The organism is Phenylobacterium sp., assembly GCF_036563385.1.
In the GTDB taxonomy this organism is placed as follows: domain Bacteria; phylum Pseudomonadota; class Alphaproteobacteria; order Caulobacterales; family Caulobacteraceae; genus Phenylobacterium.
This window is the reverse complement of the sequence record NZ_DATCML010000015.1, coordinates 185,551-207,542: the sequence shown is the minus strand read 5'-3', so window position 1 is coordinate 207,542 and position 21,992 is coordinate 185,551. Positions and strand designations below refer to the sequence as shown.

Sequence of the window (21,992 nt, the reverse complement as noted above, 5' to 3'; positions counted from 1 at the left end):
GGGCTCCGTCAGATGTCCGTGGCGGGCTGGATGGTGACGCTCTCGCCGCAGCCGCACGCGTCGGTTTCGTTGGGGTTCCGGAACACGAACTTGGCCGAGAGCTTGTTCACCTCGTAGTCGATCTCCGTGCCGATCAGGAACAGCACGGCCTTGGGCTCCACCAGGATGGTGACGCCCTTGTCCTCGACCACTTCGTCCATGGGGTTGGCCGCCTCGGCGTACTGCAGGACGTACTCCTGGCCGGCGCAGCCGCCGTTCTTCACGCCCACGCGCAGGCCGACGTACGGCTGCTCGGCCTTGGCCATGATCTCGCGGACGCGTTCGGCGGCGCGGTCGGTCAGGCTGACCACCTTGGGCCGGGGGCGGCGGGCGCGGGGTTGGGGGGTGACGGAGAGCTCGGCCATCAGAACATGTTCAGCTGCAGCTTGGCCTCGTCGGACATCCGCGACGGGTCCCACGGCGGATCGAACACCAGCTCGACCTTGCACGAGCGGATCTCGGGGATCTCCTTCACCGCGTCCTCGACCCAGCCGGGCATGTCGCCGGCCACCGGGCAGCCGGGCGCCGTCAGGGTCATGTCGATGACCACGTCCTTGTCGTCGGAGACGTCGACCTTATAGATCAGGCCGAGCTCGTAGATGTCGACCGGGATCTCCGGGTCGTACACCGTCTTGAGCTTGTCGATGAGCTGGTCCGTCAGGACGTCGAGCTCCGCCTGGGTCAGCGGGGTCGTCGTCTTCGGATCCAGGGATGCGGCGTCGTCCATGTCCATCACTTAAGCGAAGAAGGCCTGAGCCTTGGTCAGGGCCTGGACGAAGGCGTCCGCCTCGTCCTGGGTGTTATATAGGGCGAAGGAGGCCCGAGCGCTCGACGTGACGCCAAAGCGCTTCATCAGCGGCTCGGCGCAATGGGTCCCGGCGCGGACGGCCACCCCGTAGCGGTCGAGGATCTGGGCCACGTCGTGGGCGTGAGCGCCCTCCACCGTGAACGAGAGGATGGCGCCCTTGTCGGGCGTGTCGCCGATGATCTTCAGCCAGTTGGCGCCGGCCAGGCCGTCGCGGACCCGGTCGTAGAGCGCCTTCTCGTGCGCGGCGACCGCCACCCGGTCGAGGCCGGAGAGCCAGTCCAGGGCCGCGCCCAGGCCGATAGCCTCGAGGATCGGCGGGGTGCCGGCCTCGAAGCGGTGCGGCGGGTCGGCGTAGGTGATGGCGTCCATGGCGACCGTGCCGATCATCTCGCCGCCGCCCTGGTAGGGCGGCAGGGCCGCGAGCCTGTCGGCCTTGCCGTACAGAATGCCGATGCCGGTGGGGCCATAGAGTTTGTGGCCGGAGAAGACGTAGAAGTCGGCGTCGATCGCCTTCACGTCGATCGGCTTGTGGACGATCGCCTGGCAGCCGTCGAACAGCACGATGGCGCCCGCTTCATGGGCCATGCGCGCCAGCTCCTGGGCCGGGTTGATGGTCCCGAGCACGTTGGACATGTGGCTGAGGGCCACGACCTTGGTTCGCGGGCCCAGCAGGCTCTGGAAGTGCTCGAGGTCGAGGTCGCCCTGGTCGGTCACCCGCACCCACTTCAGCACCACGCCCTTGCGTTCGCGCAGGAAGTGCCAGGGGACGATGTTGGCGTGGTGCTCCATCTCGGAGATCACCACCTCGTCGCCGGCGTGCAGGTCGGCGCCGAGGCCGGCGGCGACCAGGTTGACGGCCTCGGTGCCGCCCTTGGTGAAGACCACCTCGTTCTCGGAGGCCCCGATGAAGGCGGCGGCCTTGCGGCGGGCCGCCTCGTAGGCGTCGGTGGTCTCGTTGGCCAGGGTATGCAGGCCGCGGTGGACGTTGGCGTAGGAGTGCTCCATCGCCCGGGTCATGGCCTCGATCACCGCCCGCGGCTTCTGGGCCGAGGCGGCGCTGTCGAGGTAGACCAGAGGCTTGCCGTGCACCTGGCGCTGGAGGATCGGGAACTCGGCGCGGACCGCCTCGGCGTCGAAGGCCATGCTTACCCCCTCAGCCGCGCAGCGATGGCGGCGGCGACCAGCTCGCGGGCCGGCTCGTTCCAGATGCGGTCGGCCACCTCGGCCACGAAGGCTTGGGTCAGCATGGCCCGGGCCTCATCGGTCGGGATGCCGCGCTGCTCGGCGTAGAACAGGGCGTCCTCGTCGAGGGCGCCCACCGTGTTGCCGTGGGCGCAGGAGACGTCGTCGGCGTAGATCTCGAGCTCGGGCTTGGCGTCCACCTCGGCGCGGTCGGAGAGGATCAGGGCATGGTGGCCCATCCGCGCGTCCGTGCGGTCGGCGCCCTCGGCGACCACGATCTTGCCCTGGAAGACGCCGCGGGCCTGGTCGCGGACCACGCCCTTGGTGAGCTGCTGGGTCGCGCCGTCCAGACCCTCGTGGGCGACCACGGTGGTCAGGTCGGCGTGGCGCTTGCCCGCCAGGAGGTAGGCGCCGTCGAGGCGCAGGATGGCGTGGCCGCCCGGATGGGTGACGCGGGTCTCCAGCCGCTGGCGGCGGGCGCCGGTGGCGACCACCGTTTGGCCGTACTCGGAATGGGGCGAGAGCCTCACCTCGGCGTGGCTGACGGCGACGGCCTCGGCGTCCTCGTCCGCGAGGACGATCCGCTCCATGGCCGCACCTTCGGCGAGTTCGACGGAGATCGAGGTCTGGGCGAGATAGCTCCCCTGCCCCTCATAGCTCTCGAAGAGCCGCAGGCGACCGCCGGTCGCCACCGTGATGCGCACCCCGGCCGCGTGGGCGCCGTCGCCGCGCGAAACGATCCGGAGGGCGAGCGAGGCCGTCTCTCCGGCCGCAACCTCGATCACCTGATCGTCGCGGCCGTTGGCGATGACGAGCACGCGCTCGGCCAGGGCGTCAAAGGGACCGGCGCCCAGATCGCGGTCCACGGGCGCAGAGGGCTCGGGCAGCACCCGGACCAGGCCGCGCAGGTCGGTCCAGCGCCAGTCCTCCTGCCGCTTGCCAGGCAGGTCGGCGACGTCACGCGTCTTCAGGGCCAGTGCGAGGCTCAAGCGGCCCTCGCGTACTTGTCGTAGCCTTCGGCCTCGAGCTGAAGCGCCAGCTCCGGCCCGCCGGAGGCGACGATGCGGCCCGCCGCCAGCACGTGAACCCGGTCGGGTTTGATGTAGTCGAGCAGGCGCTGGTAGTGGGTGATGACCAGCATGGAGCGCTCGGGCGAGCGGAGCGCATTGACCCCGTCGGCGACGATCTTGAGCGCGTCGATGTCGAGGCCGGAGTCGGTCTCGTCGAGGATCAAGAAGCGGGGCGAAAGCATCGCCATCTGAAGGATTTCCATCCGCTTCTTCTCACCGCCCGAGAAGCCGACGTTGAGCGGGCGCTTCAGCATGTCGAAGTCGATCTTGAGCTCGGCGGCCTTGGCGCGGGCGAGCTTCAGGAACTCGGGCGCCGTGACCTCCGGCTCCCCGCGCGCCTTGCGCTGGGCGTTGAGGGCCGTGCGAATGAAGGTGAGCGCCGGGACACCCGGAATTTCCAGCGGGTACTGGAAGGACAGGAAGACGCCCCTGGCCGCGCGTTCGTGCGGCTCCAGCGCCAGCAGGTCCTCCCCGTCTAGGTTGGCGGTTCCCTCGCTGACCGCGTAGCCCTGGCGGCCGGTGAGGACGTAGGACAGCGTCGACTTGCCCGCCCCGTTCGGCCCCATGATGGCGTGCACCTCGCCGGCCGGGACATCGAGGGTCAGGCCCTTGATGATTTCCTTGTCCTCGACGGAGGCGCGCAGGTTCTGGATGGAAAGCATCAGCGGGTCTCGTCGACGAGGAACTGGGCCATGACGCGCAGGGCGTCGTCGACGCTCTCCACGGTCTCTTGCTTGCGGGGCGCGGCCGAACCGGGAACGGTGGTGCGCTTGTCGGAGGAGGTGACGCTGCCCTTGCCGGCTTCCCAGTAGGCGGCGATGCGGAAGTTCTGGTGGTCGATGTTCACCGTGTAGCGGCGGCGATCGACCGTCAGGTCGTGCTTGGCCAGGAACTCCGGGTCGGCCGAAAGCGCGTTGAACAGCGTCTCGGCGTTGGCGAGGTCGGCCTCCTGCTGGCGGCGCTCCTCCTCGTCGCGCTTGCGGCGCTCCATCTCGCGACGGGCGTACTCGACCTCGAAGGCTTCCCGCAGGTTCAGGGCCTTGGCCGGCTTCTTGGTCTTCGACGTCATCCGACACTCCCCTCCAGCGAGATGGCCACCAGCTTCTGGGCCTCCACGGCGAACTCCATGGGCAGCTCCTGCAGCACGTCCTTGACGAAGCCGTTGACCAGCAGCTGCACCGCCTCTTCCTGGCTGAGGCCGCGCTGCATGGCGTAGAACAGCTGGTCTTCGGACAGGCGGGTGGTCGTCGCCTCGTGCTCGAACACCGCCTGGCCGTTGCGGGCCTCGATGTAGGGCACGGTGTGGGCCGCGCAGTGCTTGCCGATCAGCAAGGAGTCGCACTGGGTGAAGTTGCGGGCGCCCTTGGCCCTGGGGTGGGCCGAGACCAGGCCGCGGTAGGTGTTGGTGCTCTTCCCCGCGCTGATGCCCTTGGAGATGATCCGCGAGCGGGTGTTGGCGCCCAGGTGGATCATCTTGGTGCCGGTGTCAGCCTGCTGGCGGCCGTTGGTGATGGCGATGGAGTAGAACTCGCCGACGCTCTCGTTCCCGCGCAGGATGCAGGACGGGTACTTCCAGGTCACCGACGAGCCGGTCTCCACCTGGGTCCAGCTGACCTTGGAGCGGTCGCCGCGGCAGTCGGCCCGCTTGGTGACGAAGTTGTAGATGCCGCCCTTCCCGGTCTCGGGGTCGCCCGGATACCAGTTCTGGACGGTGGAGTACTTGATCTCGGCGTCGTCCAGGACGACCAGCTCGACCACGGCGGCGTGCAGCTGGTTCTCGTCCCGCATGGGCGCGGTGCAGCCCTCCAGATAGGAGACGTAGGCGCCCTTGTCGGCGATGATCAGCGTGCGCTCGAACTGGCCGGAGTTCTCGGCATTGATCCGGAAATAGGTGGAGAGCTCCATCGGGCAGCGCACGCCCGGCGGCACATAGACGAAGCTGCCGTCCGAGAAGACCGCCGCGTTCAGGCAGGCGTAGTAGTTGTCCGAGGTCGGCACCACGGTTCCGAGGTAGCGGCGCACGAGCTCAGGATGCTCGCGGATCGCCTCGCTCATGGAGCAGAAGATCACCCCGGCCTCGGCCAGCTCCTTCTTGAAGGTGGTGACCACGCTGACGCTGTCGAAGACGGCGTCCACGGCGTAGCGCGGCGCGCCTTCGACACCGGCCAGGACCTCCTGCTCGCGAAGCGGGATGCCGAGCTTCTTGTAGGTCTCCAGGAGCTCCGGATCGACCTCGTCGAGGCTCTTGGGCCCCTCCTTCTTCTTCGGCGCGGCGTAGTAGTAGCTGTCCTGGTAGTCGATGCGCGGGAAGTTCACCTTGGCCCAGGCGGGCTCTTCCATCGCGAGCCAGCGCTCGAACGCCTCGAGCCGCCACTGGAGCATCCACTCGGGCTCATCCTTTTTGGCCGAGATGAAGCGCACGATGTCGGCGTTGAGGCCCTTGGGCGCGTACTCCTGCTCGATCTCCGTGACGAAGCCGTGCTTGTACTTCTCCAGGCTCTGGACGTGTTCGACGGTCTGTTTGACGGCGGCCATATCTACGCAACTCCAACGGCGGCAGGCGCGCGTCGCGCCGCGTGCCGGGCATGGGCCTCGAACCAGGCGTCTGCGAACCTGTTCCAGTCGGCTTCGGTGGTGTTCCAGCCCCCGCTGACGCGCAGGGCGCAGCCGGCGAGGTCCCCCTGCCCCATGGCGGTGAGGACATGGCTCGCCTTGACCTTGCCCGACGAGCAGGCCGAGCCGGCGCTGACCATGACGCCTGCGAGATCGAGGGCCATGACCTGCAGCTCGGAGGCGTAGCCGGGGGCGGCGAAACAGAGGGTCTGAGGCAGGCGATCGGCGCCCTCGCCCATGATCACGCAGCCGGCGGCCTTCAGGCGGGCGGCGACGGCGTCGCGCCAGGCGGCCTGCGGCGCCAGTTCCTTGGCGTTGGCCCGCTTGGCGGCTGCGCCGAAGCCGACGATCCCGGGGACGTTCTCGGTGCCGGCGCGCCGGCCGCGCTCCTGCCCACCGCCATGCAGACGGCGGGAGAGGACCGCGCGGGGCCCGAAGGTGAGCGCGCCGACGCCCTGCGGCCCGCCAAGCTTGTGGGCGGACACGGTGAGCGTGTCAGCGCCGATCCCGCGGCTGTCGATCACGAGCTTGCCCGCCGCCTGGATGGCGTCGACGTGCAGCCAGCCGTCGGCGGCGCGGACGATCTCGGAGGCGGCCTGCACCGGCTGGACCACGCCGGTCTCGTTGTTCGCCAGCATCAGGGCGACGAAGGGCCGGCCGTCGACCGTGTCCCAGCGGCCCAGGCGCTCGGCGAGCCAGCCGAGATCGGCGACCCCCTCTGCGGCGACCGGCAGGACCTCCACCGCGACGCCGCTCGCCTTGGCGGCCTCCAGGATGCTGTCGTGCTCGATGGCCGACACGATCAGGCGCCGGGTTCCGGCCGCCACGGCGCTCTCGATGGCCAGGGCGTTGGCCTCCGTGCCGCCCGAGGTGAAGACCACCGTGGACGCCGGCGCAGCGATCAGCTCGGCCACGGCGGCGCGGGCCTGCTCGACCGCGGCGCGGGCGCCGCGGCCGGAGGCATGCACCGAAGAGGGATTGCCGCCGGCCTCGAGCGCGCGCACGACCGCAGCCGTCGCCTCCGGGCGGACCGGCGTCGTCGCGTTGCAGTCGAGGTAGACGGGGCTGTTCATGCGGCCTGCTGACGGGCGCCCAGGCGGCCGCCGATGACGTCGGCAAGGCTCACCGAGGCGAGATAGGTCTCGATCTGCTGGCCGAGGTCTTCCCACAGGTCGTGGGTCAGGCAGCGTTCGCCCTTCAGCATGCAGCCCTTGGCCTCGGCGCAGCGGGTGGCGCGCAGCGGCTCGTCCACGGCGTGGACGATCTCGGCGATGGTGGTGGCGCCGGGGTCGCGAGCCAGGCGATAGCCGCCGCCGGGGCCGCGGGCGCTCTTCACCAGGCCCTTGCGGCGCAGGCGGGCGAACAGCTGCTCCAGATAGCTCAGCGAGATCTCCTGGCGGGCGGCGATGTCGGCCAGGGCCACGGCCCGTTCGGCCTCGTCCTGACGCCGCGCGAGGTCGGCCATCGCCATGACGGCGTAGCGACCTTTCGTGGAGAGACGCATGGCGTTGACCCAGTGCAGTTTTCGCGCGCATCCGGGCTCGCCTGTGCTACAAGCCGCCGCCTTGCGCGCGGGGCTCATGCGTGTCGTCCGGATGGGCGGGACTTAGGAAGACCTAGCGCAGCAGTCAAGTATTCGGGCTGAAGAGGATCTCGATGCCAGAGGTGGTTCTGACCGGCGCGGCCGGGCGGATCGAAGGCCGTTACACGCAGGGCAAGAGCGAGACGGCCCCCGTCGCGCTGATCCTGCACCCGCACCCGAAGGCGGGCGGCCAGATGAACAACCCCGTCACCGTGCAGCTCTTCCACCTGTTCATGAAGCGAGGGTTCTCGGTGCTGCGGTTCAATTTCCGCGGCGTGGGACGCTCGCAGGGCGAGTTCGACAGCGGCATCGGCGAACTGGCCGACGCAGCGACGGCCCTGGACTGGCTGCAGTCGACCAATCCGGCGGCTTCGCAGTGCTGGGTGGCCGGCTACTCGTTCGGCGCCTGGGTGGGCATGCAGCTCCTGATGCGGCGGCCCGAGACGGACGGCTTCATCTCGGTGTCGCCGCCGACCAACGCCTATGACTTCTCCTTCCTGGCCCCCTGCCCGGCGTCGGGCCTGATCCTGCACGGCGGATCGGACACGGTGGTGCCGCCGGTGGAGGTGGAGCGCGTGGTGTCCAAGCTGCGCACCCAGAAGGGCATCGTCATCGACTACGACGTGGTCGAGGGCGCCAGCCACTTCTGGATGGAGAACCTGCCCGACGTGGAGACCCGCGTGGGCGCCTATCTCGACAAGCGCCTGGCCGCCGAGCCGGCGTAAGCGCCTTCCCTTCCCACCACTTGGGAAGGGGCGACCGTCCGCCGAGGCGCAGCCGAAGAGCGGATGGGGGAAGGGCAAGCGGCCGGCAGGGAGCCTCCGTTCGCATGATCCAGACGCAGCGTGTGAGGCTTGCCCTCTTCACCACCCGCTCTTCGGCGGGCGGTCTCCCTCTCTCACTTCGTGGGAAAGGAAGATGACCGCCGCCGAGGACGCGATCCGCGCGCGCCGGCGGCTCACCAACAAGCTGATCGCCAGCCACGAGGCGGGGCGGCTGAGGCCGTTCTTCGCCGCGGATGCGCGGCTGATCGCCGGGGACGGCGGGCTGATCCTGGGCGCCGAGCAGATCGTGGCGGCGTTCGACGGGCAGTTCCGGGATCCCGACTTCATCGACTATGTGCGCACGCCTGCGACGGTGGAGGTGGATGCGGCCGGCGAGCGGGCGGCGGAGACCGGACGCTGGATGGCGCACTGGAAGAGCGGTGAGATGAGCGGGAGCTACATGGCCTGCTGGCGGCGGCAGACGGGCCAGTGGGTGATCGAGAGCGAGCTCTTCGTCACGCTCGGGTCGTAGCGGCCCTACGGCGTGAAGTGGGGCGCCATCCTGCGGCCCAGAGGCGTCAGGATTGTCCACGAACCACACGAACGAGGGACGTCCGAGCGGTCCACAGATGGCAGGCCGGTCCGTCCTGTTGCCCGCCGAAGGCGGGCGATTTGGTCATGCGCCGAGCGTAGCTCTCTCGTGTTCGTGTGGTTCGTGTGGTTCGTGGACAATCCTGCGGCGGCGCGACCGCCGCAGCCTGACCGATCAAGCTCTGGGGAGGGAAAGGTCGAAGCGGGCGCCGTGCGGTGAGGGGGCGAGGTCGAGGCGCGCCTGGCTGGCCGCCAGGAGGGAGCGGGCGATGGGGAGGCCCAGGCCCGTGCCGCCCTCGGCGCGGCGGCTGGTGAAGAACGGTTCGAAGAGGCGCTCGCGGTCGGCGGCGGGCACGCCGGGGCCGTCGTCGGCGACGCTGAGCACGAGCTCCACGCCGGTGACTTCCGCAACGATCCGGACGTTGGCGGCGCCGGCCTGACGGGCGTTCTGCAGCAGGATCGCGAGCACGGCGTCGAGGGTGGCTTCAGGAACGGCGGCGGGGGGCAGGTCCGGAGGCAGGTCGACCTCCATCCGGAAGCCGGGCGCCGCCTGGCCGTCGGCGGCGCGGCGCACGGCGGCCTCGACGGAGACGGCGACACCGGCCTCGGGGCTGGCCATGTCGGCCCGCGCCAGGTCGAGCAGCCGCCCGACCAGCTGGGACAGCCGCCCAGCGTCGGCGGTGATATTGGAGAGGAAGCGCTGGCGCTCCTCCGGGCTCATGGTCTCCAGGTGGTCCTGCAGCAGCTCGACCGCGCCGCTGATGCCGGCCAGCGGGGTCTTGAACTCGTGGCTGACGGCGGCGGCGAAGTCGCGCAGGTAGCCGGAACGGCGCTCGATCCGCTCGGCCATGGCGCGGAAGTCCTCGTAGAGCTGGCGGATCTCCACGGCGGCGGTGGCGGGCGTCTCGGGGATGCCCCCTCCCCCCGCCGCGACCTGCCGCGAGGCGGCGCTGAGCGCCTCGATGGGGCGGGTGACGCCGCGCGAGACGAGCCCGGCCATCAGCACCAGCAGGCCGAAGATCACCCCGACGCCGATGGCGATCTTGCCCCGGTCCTCGTAGAGGCCGCGGAACAGGGCGCGGGGCGAGCGCGAGAGCAGCAGGACGCCGACCACCCGGCCGTCGGCGACGATGGGGCGGGCATGGTGCAGGCGCAGCGACGAGGCCCGGCTCAGCCACTCGAAGGAATAGACCGGCCGGTAGTCGCCGTTCTGGCGGAAGACGGTGCGGGGGCGGCCGGCCAGCGCAGCGCGCACCTCCGGCAGGCCGGCGAGCTCGCGCCCGTAGCCGCGGCCGCGGACGATCACCCCGTGGCGGTCGAGCAGCAGGATGGAGGCCAGCGTCGTGCGGGTGGTCTGCTCGATCACCGGGTCGAGATTGTAGGCGACGGTGAGCGCGGCCCGGTCCGCCGCGCGCCGCGTGCGGGCCGGCGGCGGCCGCTCGGGCAGCACCGGCGAGTTGCGCAGGTCGATGCTGGTGGGCTCGGGGACGTAGTAGTTGAGCGCGCGGCGGTTGAAGGGCCGGCGGTCCGGGGTGGTCCCCGGCCACTGCTGGGCGGCGGCGGCGGCGAGCGCGGCGCCCTGGGCCACCAGCTCGGCCTCGGTCTGGCGCACCAGGGTGTTCTCGTAGACCCGCAGGGAGATGGCGGCGACCCCGGGGAGTGCGGCGACAAGCAAGAGGACGCCGAACAGGATGACCCGCAGGCGCAGGGGCGGCCAGCGGCGGCGAACAGCCTCCTTCAGGTTCACGCCGCCGGGCCGAGGCAGGCGCCCAGCCGATAGCCGACGCCGGCCCGGGTCTCGACCACGTCGTGGCCGCCCAGGGCTGCGAACTTCCCGCGGAGGTTCCGGACGTGGCTGTCGATGGTCCGGTCGGTGATGGCGAAGCCCGGGCCGTGAAGACGGTCGATGATCGCGTCGCGGGTGAAGACGCGGCTGGGGGCGCCCATCAGCGTCTTGAGGATGGTGAACTCGGTGACGGTGAGCGGGGCCTCCTGCCCGGCCCACCGGGCTGTCCAGCTCTCCGGGTCCAGGGTCAGGCGGCCGTGGGTCATGACGGCGCCGCTCGCAGCCGGGGCGGCTGGGGCCGGCGGCCGGGCGCGGCGCAGGATGGCCTGGACGCGGGCGACCACCTCGCGCGGGCTGAACGGCTTCACCACATAGTCGTCGCCGCCCAGCTCGATCCCCAGCACCCGGTCGATCTCGTCGTCGCGGGAGGACAGGAAGAGGATGGGCAGCTCGCCCTGGGCGCGCAGGCGGCGGCAGACGTCGAGGCCGTTCAGCTTGGGCATGTTGATGTCGAGGACCACGAGGTCAGGCGCAGCCTCGCCGACAGCGGCGAGCGCCGCCTCGCCGTCTTCCGCCTCGCGGGTGGCGAGGCCAGCCTTCTCCAAGGCGAAGACAAGCAGCTGGCGGATGTGCGGGTCGTCGTCGACGACGAGGACGGTCTGGGACATCGGGCTCATGTTCTCGGTTGCGCGGGCGCGGTCAACGGCGCCGTAGGACGCGCCGGCGCGGCCGGCGGGGGGGCCGGCGGCGCGGCCACAGCCGGCGAACGGCCGGCGCAGCCCCAGGAGACGCCGGGCGGCAATGGGGTGACGCCCGCCGCCAGCTGCTGGACGCGGGCGAGCCGGCGCGCGCCGCGGAAGCTCCAGCCGCGCCAGTCCGCCTGCCGCAGGGCGAGCCTCGTCTGGCCACGCTCGCGCACCCCCTGAACCCGCAGGCGAAGGTCGGCCGGCAGCGGCCGGCGCTCGAGCTCGGCCAGAGAGACCAAGGCGGCCTCGCCCACCCGCTCGAGGTAGCAGACGTCCAGGGGCGCGCCGCGACCGCCCGCTTCACGGGCGTGGCGGACGTTCCAGGCGGCGGCGACCGCGCTGAGATCGATAACGCTGCAGAGGGCGAGAACCCCGGCGGCCGCGGCGACATTGGCGTTGATCAGCCAGCTGGTGCTCTTCCCGCGAACCAGCCGCCAGCCCACCAGGCCGAGCCCCACGGCCACCAGGCCCATCCAGAGCAGGGCCGCGATCCTGAGCGTCGTCAGCGAGTACGCGTCGACATAGGCGAGCGTGCGCAGGATGGTGGAGGCCACCAGCAGCAGGTTCTGGGCGACCCAGAGCATCACCAGCCGGCGCACCAGCGGCAGGCTGGCGGTGGGCGAGCCGGGACGCAGAAAAACCAGGACGAAGAGGCCGGCCAGGAGGGCGGTGAACACCAGCGGATAGGCGCCGCGGTGGGCGTACTCGGCGTGCGTCATCCCCTCCGGCAGGGCGGCCCCGCTCCACAGGAAGGCGATGTCGAGGCCGTTCTGCAGAGCGAAGAGCGCGTTGAAGACGATCAGCGAAAGCGTGATGGAGGCCGGGGTGACCCCGGGCAGCAGGAGGTCTCCCGCAGCCTCGGCGACGTCGCGCGGGCGGCGCAGGAAACGGGGCCTCAGAATTCCCCAGACGGCGACGGAGGCCATGGCCCAGAAGACCCAGCGGGCGGGCTCGATCCGCGGCAGGCCGAGTTCCGGCAGCAGGCCTTGGATCACCGGGTTGGCGACCCCGAACAGCCACAGGAAGAGAAGGCCGCCCGCCAGCGGCAGGACCGCGTTGGCCGCCACGGCCCCGAGCCCCGGCGCACGCCGGCGCAGGCGCGGCGCGCCGAGCCGGCGGAAGTCCAACAACGGACCCCCCAGCCCTTTGAGGCCCTGCAGGAGCACCCGCTGGAGCCAGCGCCAGGCGTCCTCGGCCGGCCCGGCCCGCGGGGCGAGCACCGCCACGCCAAGGCTGAGGCCGAAGAGCAGCCAGCCCACCAGGGTCGGACGCTCCAGGTTGACGGCGGCGAAGGCCACCGCCCAAAGCAGGGCCAGCCGCCCCGTCGGGTCGCGGAGCACGGCCGGCGTCGCCAGGGCCGCGGCGGCGGACCAGGCGAGGGCGAAGAGGCCGAGGCTCGTCCCTACCGCGTCGGCGTCGAAGAACAGCCGGTCGGCGGCGATCACCAGGGCGGCGGCCAGGGCCGCCTTGATCCAGAAGGTCGGCGGGCGAAGGACGGCGGCGGACATTGCGGACGCTCCGGAGCTACTGGCGCCCAGAGTGGCGGGGGCGCGTCCAGCCGCGCCGGACCCTCCGTGCATCCGCAGACCCGCTCAGGTGCAGATCGCGTGCATTTGGAGAGGCTCAGGCCCTGCCGGTCAGCATCGCCCGCTCATGCGGCTGGAGCACCCGCCAGCGGCCCTCGGGCAGGTCGCCCAGAACCAGGCCGCCGATCCGGATGCGGACCAGGTCCATGACGTGCATGCCGACGAGCTCGCACATCCGGCGGATCTGCCGATTGCGCCCTTCCTTGAGGATGAACCGAAGCTCCTGGCCCTGGACGTGGCTGACGCGGGCGGGCTTGAGCGGCCGGCCGTCGAGCTTCAGTCCATGGCAGAGGAGCTTGATCTTCTCCGGCGTGATCTTGCCGGTGACCTTGACCAGGTACTCCTTCTCGAGATCGCTCTCCGGCCCGATGATCGCCTTGGCGAGAACCCCGTCCTCGGAGAGGATCAGCAGGCCGCGGCTGTCCATGTCCAGCCGGCCAAGCGGGGCGAGCCGGGTGTCGCGGCCGGGGATCTGCGGGCTGTCCCCCACCAGGGCCTCCCGGGTCAGCAGGCGCACGGCGGGGATCTGGCCCGCCTCGGGCTGGGCCGAGACATAGCCCATCGGCTTGTGCAGCACGACGCTGAGCGGCCCTGCCCCGCCGGCGTCGGCGAGCGTGAGGGTCTGGCCGGGCAGGATCTTGCGGCCGGCGTCGGCCACCGTCTCGCCGTCGATGGCGACCAGGCCCTGGGCGATCAAGGCCTCGGCCTCGCGCCGTGAGCAGACCCCGCTCTGAGCCAGCCACTTGTTGACCCGCTGGGGCTCGTCGCCGTCGTAGCGGCCGCTCCAGGCCATCAGGCGTCCCCTTCCCGACCCGAGTGCGGCGGATAGGCGTGACGGACGCCGCGGAAGTCCTCCACCTCGCCGCCACTCAGAAAGCTCGGGCCCACGGGCGCCTTGCCGTGTCCGCCGGGAATGTCGAGGACGTAGGTGGGCTGACAGAGGCCGGAGACATGGCCGCGGAGCGCCTTCATCAGCGCCTGGCCGTCTTCGATCGTCGTCCGCAGGTGGCCTGTCCCGGGAGCCAGGTCCCCGTGGTGCAGGTAGTAGGGCTTGATGCGGGTCTCGACCATGGCGCGCAGCAGGGCTGTCAGGCTTGCGGGGTCGTCGTTGACGCCCTTCAGCAGCACCGTCTGGCCGAGCAGCGGGATCCCGGCGTCAACCAGCCTGGCGCAGGCGGCGCGCGCGACGGGGGTCAGCTCGCGGGCGTGGTTGGCGTGAACCGCGACATAGACCGCCTTGGCCGATGTCCTGAGCGCGGCCACCAGTTCGTCGCTGATGAACTCAGGTTCGACGGCTGGGACACGGGTGTGGAAGCGGACGACCTTGACGTGGTCGACGGCGTCGAGCCGGGCCATCAGGTCGGCGATCCGGCGGGGAGAAAGCACGAAGGGGTCGCCGCCGGTGACGATCACCTCCCAGACCTCGGGCCGGCCCGCGATGTAGGCAAAGGCGGCGTCCAGAGCCTGCGGCGACAGCGGGCGCAGGCCTTCCGGACCGACCATCTCGCGGCGGAAGCAGAAGCGGCAGTAGACCGCGCAGTTGTGGTTCACCTTGAGCAGCAGCCGGTCGGGGTAGCGGTGGACGATCCCCTCCAGCGGACTGTGGGCGTGGTCGCCGACCGGATCGCCATGCTCGAGCGGCAGGTGGACCAGCTCGGCCTCGGCCGGCACGAACTGGCGGGCGATGGGGTCGGCGGGATCGGCGGCGTCGACCAGCTCGGCCATGGCCGGTGTGATGGCCACCGCGTACTGGGCCGCCACCCGCTCCAGCGCCGGTAGGGCCTCGGCCGCGACCAGGCCCGCCTCGGCGAGGTCGGGCAGGCGGCGAAGGGTGCGCTGGGCGGTCATCGGGCGCGGATATGGCCCAAGGTCGCGCCCGACGCCATCCCTCGCGCGTTACCTGGCCATGGCCATCTCCCAGACCGTGGCGCTCGACGCCGAGCGAAGCCTGCACCTTATCCGGGAGGGCGACGGCCTTCCCATCGTGCTGATCCACGGTGCGCTCGCCACCCATGTGGACTGGCTGGAGGCGCCGCTGGCCGCCTTCGCGCAGCGGGGACTGGCGCTCGCGGTCGATCGGCCGGGGCACGGTTCCAGTGCGCGCCCGCGCTACGACGCGACCCCGCTGGCCCAGGCGCGCCAGATCCGGGCGGGGCTGACCGCGCTCGGCGTAGACGTCGCGGGCGTACGGCTGGTCGGGCACTCGTTCGGCGGAATGGTGGCCATGACCTGGGCCGCCGCCTGGCCGGAGGAGGTGCGCTCGCTGCTCCTGCTGTCGCCGATCACACGTCCCGAGTTCCGCGTGACGGAGCATCTCATGCTGGGACCACGCGCCCTGCCCGTGTTCGGGCCGGTGATCGCGGAGGTGGCCCGCTGGAGCCTCGATCCGGTTCTCCTGAAGATGGTGCAGAAGCTGATGTTCTCGCCCGGCCAGCCGCCCGTGGACTGGCTGGAGCGCTACCCCGCGGAGGTGGTGCTTCGCCCCTCGCAGATGGTGCAGGAGGGCGAGGACGCCGCGACGCTGACGCCCGGCTCACTGGCGGGCCTGGTGGACATCAGAGCCATCCGCTGCCCGGTCGCCCTGGTCAGCGGAATGGGCGACAAGATCGTCGAGCACCGACAGCACGCCGCCCTCATGGCGGCGGTGATGCCGCAGGCGGCGCTCACCCTCGTAGAGGGGATCGGGCACATGCCGCACCACCAGGCTCTGGATCAGGTGCTGGCGGCGTTCGACGGGCTCAGCGCTCAGGAACCGGCGTCCACAGCACCTGCTCAATCCGCTGAGCGCCCGTCGCCAGCATGACGAGGCGGTCGAAGCCAAGCGCCCCGCCGCTCGCCTCCGGCATGGCGGCCAGCGCCTCCAGCAGCTCCTCGTCGAGGGGATAGCGCTCCCCGTAGACCCGGGCCTTCTCGGCCATTTCGGCTTCAAATCGGCGGCGCTGCTCGTGCGGATCGGTGAGTTCGCCGAAGCAGTTGGCCAGCTCCACCCCGCAGGCATAGAGCTCGAAGCGCTCGGCGACGCGGCCGTCGCTCGCCGCCGGGCGGGCCAGGGCGGCCTCGGCCGTGGGGTACTCATAGAGGATGGTCGGCCGGCCGAAGCCGAGCTGCGGCTCCACCCTCTCGACGATGATGCGGCTGAAGACGTCGGCCCAGGTGTCGTCGGCGGCGACCCGGACGGGAGCGTCGGCGGCCAGTCGGTCTCGGTCGGTGGAGCCGTCCGGAGCCACACTGGCCAGCAGGTCGACGGCGGCGTAGCGGGCGAAGGCCTCTGCAACGGTGAGGCGCTCGGGGTCTGCGAACGGGTCGGCGTCGCGGCCCCTCCAGGTCAGGGCCTTCACCCCTGCCGTCTCCGCGGCGAGCGCCAGGAGAGCGGCGCAGTCGCCCATCAGAAACGCGTACGGCTCCCCGACCCGGTACCACTCCAGCATGGTGAACTCGGGATGGTGGAGCGGCCCGCGCTCCCCGTTCCGCCACACCTTGCCCAGGCTGAAGATCCGCCGCTCGCCGGCCGCGAGCAGCTTCTTGCAGGCGAACTCCGGGGAGGTGTGCAGGTAGAGGGTGGAGGCCTCGCCGGCGGTGGTCAGGGCCTCGGTGGCGAAGGCGTGCAGGTGCGCCTCGTTGCCCGGGGAGACGGCGAGTGCGGCGACCTCCACCTCCTCGAACGCGCGGCTCTCGAACCAGCCGCGAACCGCCCGGGTGATCGCGTTGCGCGCCAGCAGGAACGGCCGGCGGTCGGCGTGGCGGTGGGGCGCCCACCAGGGGGAAGGACGAGGCTCAGGCAAGGGGTGCGACCGGGGTGGGGCTGGCGATTTCGGCGGAGGTCGCTATAGGGGCGCGACAACAATTCGAACACCGGAATCGCGCAGGGCTCCCCTGCCCGCTCCGCCGCATCCTCGAGGATAGAACGTGAAGGTCATCGCCAGCTCGCTCCGCAAGGGCAACGTCGTCGACATCGACGGCAAGCTCTACGTCGTGCTCAGCGCCCAGAACATCCACCCCGGCAAGGGTACGCCGGTCACCCAGCTCGACATGCGCCGCATCTCGGACGGGGTGAAGATCTCGGAACGTTATCGGACCACCGAGACGGTGGAGCGGGCCGTGGTGGACGACCGCCCCTACACCTTCCTCTACCAGGACGGCGAAGGCTTCCACTTCATGAACCCGGACACCTACGACCAGGTGGTGGCCTCCGAGGACGTGATCGGCGACGCCGCGGCCTATCTGACGGACGGCGTGCAGGTGTCGCTGTCGACCCACGAGGGCGTGCCCATCGCCATCGACCTGCCGCGCCTGGCCACGTTCGAGGTGGTCGAGACCGAGCCGTCCGTGAAGGGCCAGACCGCCTCGTCCTCCTACAAGCCGGCGATCCTGTCGAACGGCATGAAGACCATGGTTCCGCCGTACATCACCGTCGGCACGAAGATCGTGGTCCTCACCGAGGACGGCTCCTACCAGGAACGCGCCAAGGACTGAGGTCCTTAGCTCCGCGCCAGCGGGGATAGCGGTTGATATGGCAGGCGCCCGCGAACAGTTCGATGTGGTGATCATCGGCGCGGGCGCGGCCGGGATGTTCTGCGCCATCGAGGCGGGCAAGCGCGGCCGGCGCGTGCTCGTTCTCGACCATGCCAAGGCGCCCGGCGAGAAGATTCGCATCTCTGGCGGCGGGCGCTGCAACTTCACCAACATCCACGCCGGGCCGGCGAATTTCCTCTCGCAGAACCCGAAGTTCGCGGTCTCGGCGCTCCGCCGCTACCGGCCTGCCGATTTCGTGGCCTGGGTGGAGCGGCACGGCGTCGCCTGGCACGAGAAGACGCTGGGCCAGCTGTTCTGCGACGGTTCGGCCAAGGAGATCATCCAGGCGCTCGTGGATGACATGGCCGCCGCCGGCGTGGAGCTGCGGCTGGGCCAAGCCGTCACGTCCATCGAAAAGGCAGAGACGGGCTTTCGCCTGAACGGCCACATCGGGTGCGCCTCGCTGGTGATCGCCACGGGCGGCAAGTCGATCCCGAAGATGGCCGCGACCGGCTTCGGCTACGACGTCGCCCGGCAGTTTGGCTTGAAGGTCACCGAGACCCGCCCGGCGCTGGTCCCCCTCACGTTCGACGTCTCTCTGCTGGAGCGGCTGAAGCCCCTGGCCGGGGTGGCGGTGGACGCGCGGGTGTCGTCCGGCAAGGCGCGCTTCGACGAGGCGATGCTGTTCACCCACCGAGGCGTGTCGGGCCCGGCGATCCTGCAGATCTCGTCCTACTGGCGCGAGGGCCAGGAGATCGAGGTGGACATGGCGCCGGGCGAGGACGTGTTCGAGGCGCTGCGCAACGCGCGGACCAGCTCCGGGCGCCAGGCCGTGACCACCGTGCTGGCGCGTTTCGTCCCCCAGCGGCTGGGCCAGACGCTGGCCGGCGACCTGCCAGGCAATGTGGCGGACGCCTCCGACAAGACACTGCGGCGCGTGGCCGACGCCGTGAACCGCTGGCGGGTGAAGCCCGTGGGTTCGGAGGGCTACCGCACGGCGGAGGTGACGCTCGGCGGCGTGGACACCGACGAGCTCGACAGCCGGACCTTGGCGGCCAAGGCGGTCCCAGGGCTCTACTTCGTGGGCGAGGTGGTGGACGTGACCGGCTGGCTCGGCGGGTACAATTTCCAGTGGGCCTGGGCGAGCGGCTGGTGCGCGGGCCAGGCGGTCTGAACGGAACAGGGCCGTAAGCGGCCGCGTTCGCGGCGCTGATGGACAACCTCGACAATCTGCAGGGCTTCGTCCTGTTCGCGATCGGGCGGACGCCCGTCACCCTGGGCGGCGTGATCACAGGCTTGCTGATCATCCTCGCCGGTTTCGCGGTGGCGCGGCTGGCCAAGCTGGCCATCGAACGGGTGCGCGGACGCTCACGGCACGGGCAGGCGGCGCTCTACATCGTCGAGAAGCTGATCACCTACGGCGTCGTGATCCTCGCCTTCGTGGTTGGGATGAGTTCGATCGGCCTCAACCTGTCCTCCCTGGCGGTGTTCGCCGGCGCGATCGGGGTGGGCGTGGGCCTTGGCCTGCAAGGCGTGGTGAAGGAGTTCGTTTCCGGCCTGGTGCTGATCTTCGACCGGGTCCTCAACGTCGGCGACTATGTGGAGCTGGAGGACGGCCGCCGCGGGCTGGTGCAGGAGATCGGGCCGCGGGCGGTTCGGATCCGGACGAACGACAACATCGACCTCATCGTGCCGAACTCCAAGTTCATCGAGGGGCCGGTGATCAACTGGACGCTGCACAACCGGGGCCGGCGCATCCACATCCCGTTCAGCGTCGCCTACGGCAGCGACCGGGAGCAGGTCCGGCAGGTGGTGCTGGAGGCGGCGCGCTCCGTGCCCTTCACCCTTCCGGAGACGGAGACCGAGAAGACCCAGGTCTGGCTCGTGGAGATGGGCGAGTCGGGCCTGAACTTCGAGCTCCTGGTCTGGCCGACGCTGGACGCCGTGAAACGCCCCGCCGCCATGCAGGCCGCCTACACCTGGGCGATCGCCGACGCCCTGGAGTGCGCCGGCATCGAGGTGCCGTTCCCGCAGATGGACGTGCGGCTGCGCAGCCTGTTCGGCCAGGAAGGCGACCGGGCGCTGGACGCCCTGCGGCTGGAGCATCCCGAAGCCGCGGCCCGCAAACGCGCCGGTGCTCCCAATCCGATGACCACCAACGACGCGGCCGAGGACCTGGCCCGGCCGCTGCCGCCGGCGGACGAGCCGGTTATGGAGTCGAGGTCCGAAGGAAATCCAGCGCCGTAAGCGCCTGGGCGCGCACCCCGGTCTCCAGGGCGCGCTCGTCAATGGTGAAGAATGGCGAGTGGTTCACCCCCGGCGGGTCGCCGATGCCCAGGTCGTAGAACAGCCCGGGCACCTTCAGCTGGTAGTAGGAGAAGTCTTCCGCGCCGGTGATGTAGTCGATGTCGTCCTGGATGCGGCCGCCCTCGGCGGCGCGCTGCAGGGTCGGCTTCATCCGGGCGGTGAGTTCGCGGTGGTTGTTGGTCACCGGATTGGGCGTGCCCCAGGTGAAGGTCGCCTTGGCGCCATAGCGCTCGGCGATGGAGGCGACCGCCTTCTCGGCCCGGGCCATGACGTCCTTGCGCATGGCCGGGTCGAAGGTGCGCAGGGTGCCCGCCATCTCGAGGTCTTCGGGAATGATGTTGTAGCGCAGGCCGCCGTGGATCGTGCCGACGGTGAGCACCGTGGGCGACTTGGCGACGTTCACCTGGCGCGCGGCGATCTGGTTGAAGGCGGTGACGATGTCTGCGGTGAGGGAGGCCATGTCGATGCCCGACCAGGGCTGGGCGCCGTGGGTCTGCTTGCCCTTCAGCTTGATCTCGTAGCGGTCCGACGCCGCCATCATCGGGCCGGGCCGCCAGAAGAGCGATCCCACGGGCCCGGGCACGACGTGCAGGCCGAAGACAGCGTCCACCTTCGGGTTCTCGAGCACGCCCTGCTCGACCATGACCTTGGCGCCCCCCTCCTCGCCGTTGGGCGCGCCCTCCTCCGCCGGCTGGAAGATGAACACCACCGTCCCGGGGATCTCCGCCTTCATGGACGCGAGCAGCTCGGCGGCGCCCATCAGGATGGCGACGTGGGCGTCGTGGCCGCAGGCGTGCATCACCGGCACCGTCTGCCCGTTGTATTCGGCGGTCGCTTTCGAGGCGAAGGGCAGGCCCGTCCGCTCCGCCACCGGCAGGGCGTCCATGTCGGCGCGCAGCGCCACCACCTTGCCCGGCCTGCCGCCGCGGAGCACGCCGACCACGCCCGTCTTGGCGACGCCGGTCTTCACTTCGAAACCGAGCTTGCGCAGGTGGTCGGCCACCAGCTTGGACGTGCGCGCCTCGCGGTTGCCGAGTTCCGGGTTCTGGTGGATGTCGCGCCGCCAGGCGACGACCTTCGGCTGCAGCGCCTTGGCTTTGGCGAACACCGTCGCGTCGTAGGGCGCGGCGACGGGCGCCTGGGCCAGCGCCGGGGCGGCGACGGAGACGGCGACGGCGGCGCTGGCCGCCAGGAGAAGCTTACGCATTGGCAGGTCCCTCGGGGCTGGTCGGTCGGACGATGCGGCCGCCGGTCATCGGCTGGCGCACGCCCGTGGTCTTGGGGAATGAGATGGGCAGGCCGCGCGCCGTGCGGGCGGCCAGATAGGCGAAGGCTTCGGCCTCGATGGAGTCGCCGCGCCAGCCGTGATCCTCGGAGGTGGCGACCCGGCAAGTCAGGCGGGCGGCGAGCGCCTTCATGATCTCGGGATTGTGCCGTCCGCCGCCGGTGACCACCACCTCACGCGGCGTCTCGCCCATCAGGTCGAAGGCGCGTCGAACGCCCTCGGCCGTGAACGCCACCAGAGTGGCGGCCGCGTCCTCCAGCTCCATCCGCGCCAGGGGCTCGAGCGAGAAGTCGTAGCGGTCCAGCGACTTGGGGGGCGGCGCCTGGAAGTAGGGATGGGCGAGCAGCGCCCTCAGCACCGGCTCGTTCACCTGGCCGACGCTGGCGTAACGGCCCTTGTCGTCGAAGCGGCCGGCGCCGCGATCCTGGACCAGCAGGTCGATCATGCCGTTGCCGGGACCCGTGTCGAAGGCGGCGATCTCGTCCCCGCCCGACCAGAAGGTGACGTTGGCGACCCCGCCGATATTGAGCACCGCCAGCGGCGGCGCCAGGCCCGAAGCCGCCGCGCGCGCCAGGTGGTAGATGGGCGCCAGCGGCGCGCCCTCCCCGCCCGCGGCCACGTCGGCCGTGCGGAAGTCGCAGGCCACAGGCCGGCCGGTGCGGTCGGCGAACCACTGGGCGTCGAAGAGCTGCACGGTGCGGCCGGTCTGGCCCGCCTGCGGCCGCTCGTGCAGCACGGTCTGGCCATGCACGCCAAGCAGGTCGAAGTCGGACCAGGCGAGATCGTTGGCCGCCAGGAACTCCTCGGCCGCCACGGCGTGCTCCACGGCGCCCGCCCGAGCGGCTTCGGCGAAGATCGCAGGTTCGGGCGCGCCGCGGGGCCACTTCAGCGCCTGGCGCGTCGCCTCCAGCATGATCTCCCGCGTAGGCTCGCTGAGCTTGCGTTCGCCCGCCGCGCCGAACGCCTGAATCGCCTCGCCGTCGGTCTCCAGCACCGCCATGTCGACGGCGTCGAGGGAGGTCCCGGTCATGAATCCCAGCACGCGCATGCGGCTTGACTGCCATGCCGGCGCGGACGTAGCTAGCCGCATGATCGGACGCGCCGCCCTCTTCGGCCGCTAT

Annotated in this window: 23 protein-coding genes; 6 read left to right on the top strand and 17 right to left on the bottom strand. The window is 70.9% G+C overall.

All coding sequences use genetic code 11. The annotated features are described in order from the left end of the window. Positions 1–8: 8 nt before the first annotated feature. From VIL67_RS16045 to VIL67_RS16005, 9 genes are read right to left on the bottom strand one after another with little or no spacing between them, the layout of a single operon-like run. The gene (locus VIL67_RS16045; protein ID WP_332049918.1) at positions 9–404 is read right to left on the bottom strand and encodes a HesB/IscA family protein; all 396 of its coding nucleotides are present in this window, start codon (positions 402–404) and stop codon (positions 9–11) included. Further along, positions 404–766 (bottom strand): SUF system Fe-S cluster assembly protein, encoded by a 363-nt coding sequence (locus tag VIL67_RS16040; protein ID WP_332049917.1) that lies wholly within the window; start codon positions 764–766, stop codon positions 404–406. Before VIL67_RS16040 ends, VIL67_RS16045 begins: the two co-directional genes overlap by 1 nt. A 9-nt stretch (positions 767–775) precedes the next feature. Further along, positions 776–1,990: a cysteine desulfurase gene (locus tag VIL67_RS16035; RefSeq protein WP_332049916.1), complete on the bottom strand. Its 1,215-nt coding sequence runs from the start codon at positions 1,988–1,990 to the stop codon at positions 776–778. Positions 1,991–1,992: 2 nt separating this feature from the next. Then, entirely contained in the window at positions 1,993–3,018 is a 1,026-nt protein-coding gene (sufD, locus tag VIL67_RS16030; protein WP_332049915.1) for a Fe-S cluster assembly protein SufD, read from the bottom strand. Then, positions 3,015–3,761: a Fe-S cluster assembly ATPase SufC gene (sufC, locus tag VIL67_RS16025; RefSeq protein WP_332049914.1), complete on the bottom strand. Its 747-nt coding sequence runs from the start codon at positions 3,759–3,761 to the stop codon at positions 3,015–3,017. Before sufC ends, sufD begins: the two co-directional genes overlap by 4 nt. Next, the gene (locus VIL67_RS16020) at positions 3,761–4,168 is read right to left on the bottom strand and encodes a hypothetical protein (protein ID WP_332049913.1); all 408 of its coding nucleotides are present in this window, start codon (positions 4,166–4,168) and stop codon (positions 3,761–3,763) included. The genes sufC and VIL67_RS16020 overlap by 1 nt, the downstream gene beginning before the upstream one ends. Then, on the bottom strand, positions 4,165–5,634 hold the full coding sequence (gene sufB / locus VIL67_RS16015) for a Fe-S cluster assembly protein SufB (RefSeq protein ID WP_332049912.1): 1,470 nt from the start codon (positions 5,632–5,634) through the stop codon (positions 4,165–4,167). Before sufB ends, VIL67_RS16020 begins: the two co-directional genes overlap by 4 nt. A gap of 2 nt (positions 5,635–5,636) precedes the next feature. Then, the gene (locus tag VIL67_RS16010; protein WP_332049911.1) at positions 5,637–6,785 is read right to left on the bottom strand and encodes a cysteine desulfurase family protein; all 1,149 of its coding nucleotides are present in this window, start codon (positions 6,783–6,785) and stop codon (positions 5,637–5,639) included. After that, positions 6,782–7,216 carry an Rrf2 family transcriptional regulator gene (locus VIL67_RS16005; RefSeq protein WP_332049910.1) on the bottom strand — a complete coding sequence of 145 codons (435 nt, stop codon included), beginning with the start codon at positions 7,214–7,216 and terminating at the stop codon, positions 6,782–6,784. Before VIL67_RS16005 ends, VIL67_RS16010 begins: the two co-directional genes overlap by 4 nt. Before the next feature lie 152 nt (positions 7,217–7,368). On the opposite strand from VIL67_RS16005, the gene VIL67_RS16000 reads away from it, so the two are divergent. After that, entirely contained in the window at positions 7,369–8,019 is a 651-nt protein-coding gene (locus tag VIL67_RS16000; protein WP_332049909.1) for an alpha/beta hydrolase, read from the top strand. A gap of 193 nt (positions 8,020–8,212) precedes the next feature. Beyond that, positions 8,213–8,590, top strand: coding sequence for a YybH family protein (locus VIL67_RS15995; protein ID WP_332049908.1), 378 nt, complete (start codon positions 8,213–8,215; stop codon positions 8,588–8,590). Between the two features lie 234 nt (positions 8,591–8,824). On the opposite strand, the gene VIL67_RS15990 is transcribed toward VIL67_RS15995, so the two are convergent. The 5 genes from VIL67_RS15990 to VIL67_RS15970 form a co-directional block, all read right to left on the bottom strand. Beyond that, a complete protein-coding gene (locus VIL67_RS15990; RefSeq protein WP_332049907.1) occupies positions 8,825–10,396 on the bottom strand; it encodes a sensor histidine kinase in 1,572 nt (523 codons plus the stop codon). After that, positions 10,393–11,103 (bottom strand): response regulator transcription factor, encoded by a 711-nt coding sequence (locus VIL67_RS15985; RefSeq protein ID WP_332049906.1) that lies wholly within the window; start codon positions 11,101–11,103, stop codon positions 10,393–10,395. Before VIL67_RS15985 ends, VIL67_RS15990 begins: the two co-directional genes overlap by 4 nt. 5 nt (positions 11,104–11,108) lie before the next feature. Further along, positions 11,109–12,689 carry a DUF4153 domain-containing protein gene (locus VIL67_RS15980; protein ID WP_332049905.1) on the bottom strand — a complete coding sequence of 527 codons (1,581 nt, stop codon included), beginning with the start codon at positions 12,687–12,689 and terminating at the stop codon, positions 11,109–11,111. Positions 12,690–12,804: 115 nt separating this feature from the next. Beyond that, on the bottom strand, positions 12,805–13,560 hold the full coding sequence (locus VIL67_RS15975) for a pseudouridine synthase (RefSeq protein ID WP_332049904.1): 756 nt from the start codon (positions 13,558–13,560) through the stop codon (positions 12,805–12,807). Beyond that, entirely contained in the window at positions 13,560–14,615 is a 1,056-nt protein-coding gene (locus VIL67_RS15970; RefSeq protein ID WP_332049903.1) for a lysine-2,3-aminomutase-like protein, read from the bottom strand. The genes VIL67_RS15975 and VIL67_RS15970 overlap by 1 nt, the downstream gene beginning before the upstream one ends. A 58-nt stretch (positions 14,616–14,673) precedes the next feature. Here VIL67_RS15970 and VIL67_RS15965 point away from each other — a divergent pair, with 58 nt between their 5' ends. Beyond that, positions 14,674–15,570, top strand: coding sequence for an alpha/beta fold hydrolase (locus VIL67_RS15965; protein ID WP_332049902.1), 897 nt, complete (start codon positions 14,674–14,676; stop codon positions 15,568–15,570). Here VIL67_RS15965 and epmA read toward each other — a convergent pair. Further along, the gene (gene epmA / locus VIL67_RS15960) at positions 15,506–16,549 is read right to left on the bottom strand and encodes an EF-P lysine aminoacylase EpmA (protein WP_332049901.1); all 1,044 of its coding nucleotides are present in this window, start codon (positions 16,547–16,549) and stop codon (positions 15,506–15,508) included. The two genes, VIL67_RS15965 and epmA, sit on opposite strands and share 65 nt — an antisense overlap. Positions 16,550–16,673: 124 nt before the next feature. On the opposite strand from epmA, the gene efp reads away from it, so the two are divergent. From efp to VIL67_RS15945, 3 genes are read left to right on the top strand one after another with little or no spacing between them, the layout of a single operon-like run. Further along, a complete protein-coding gene (gene efp, locus VIL67_RS15955; RefSeq protein ID WP_332049900.1) occupies positions 16,674–17,240 on the top strand; it encodes an elongation factor P in 567 nt (188 codons plus the stop codon). 37 nt (positions 17,241–17,277) lie between these two features. Beyond that, positions 17,278–18,453: a BaiN/RdsA family NAD(P)/FAD-dependent oxidoreductase gene (locus VIL67_RS15950; protein ID WP_332049899.1), complete on the top strand. Its 1,176-nt coding sequence runs from the start codon at positions 17,278–17,280 to the stop codon at positions 18,451–18,453. Between the two features lie 38 nt (positions 18,454–18,491). Then, positions 18,492–19,526, top strand: coding sequence for a mechanosensitive ion channel family protein (locus VIL67_RS15945; protein WP_332049898.1), 1,035 nt, complete (start codon positions 18,492–18,494; stop codon positions 19,524–19,526). Here the strand turns inward: VIL67_RS15945 and VIL67_RS15940 are convergent. Both VIL67_RS15940 and VIL67_RS15935 read right to left on the bottom strand, forming a co-directional pair. Continuing rightward, positions 19,489–20,793 carry an amidohydrolase gene (locus VIL67_RS15940; protein WP_332049897.1) on the bottom strand — a complete coding sequence of 435 codons (1,305 nt, stop codon included), beginning with the start codon at positions 20,791–20,793 and terminating at the stop codon, positions 19,489–19,491. The two genes, VIL67_RS15945 and VIL67_RS15940, sit on opposite strands and share 38 nt — an antisense overlap. Beyond that, positions 20,786–21,919 carry an anhydro-N-acetylmuramic acid kinase gene (locus VIL67_RS15935; RefSeq protein ID WP_332049896.1) on the bottom strand — a complete coding sequence of 378 codons (1,134 nt, stop codon included), beginning with the start codon at positions 21,917–21,919 and terminating at the stop codon, positions 20,786–20,788. The genes VIL67_RS15940 and VIL67_RS15935 overlap by 8 nt, the downstream gene beginning before the upstream one ends. Between the last annotated feature and the right edge of the window lie 73 nt (positions 21,920–21,992).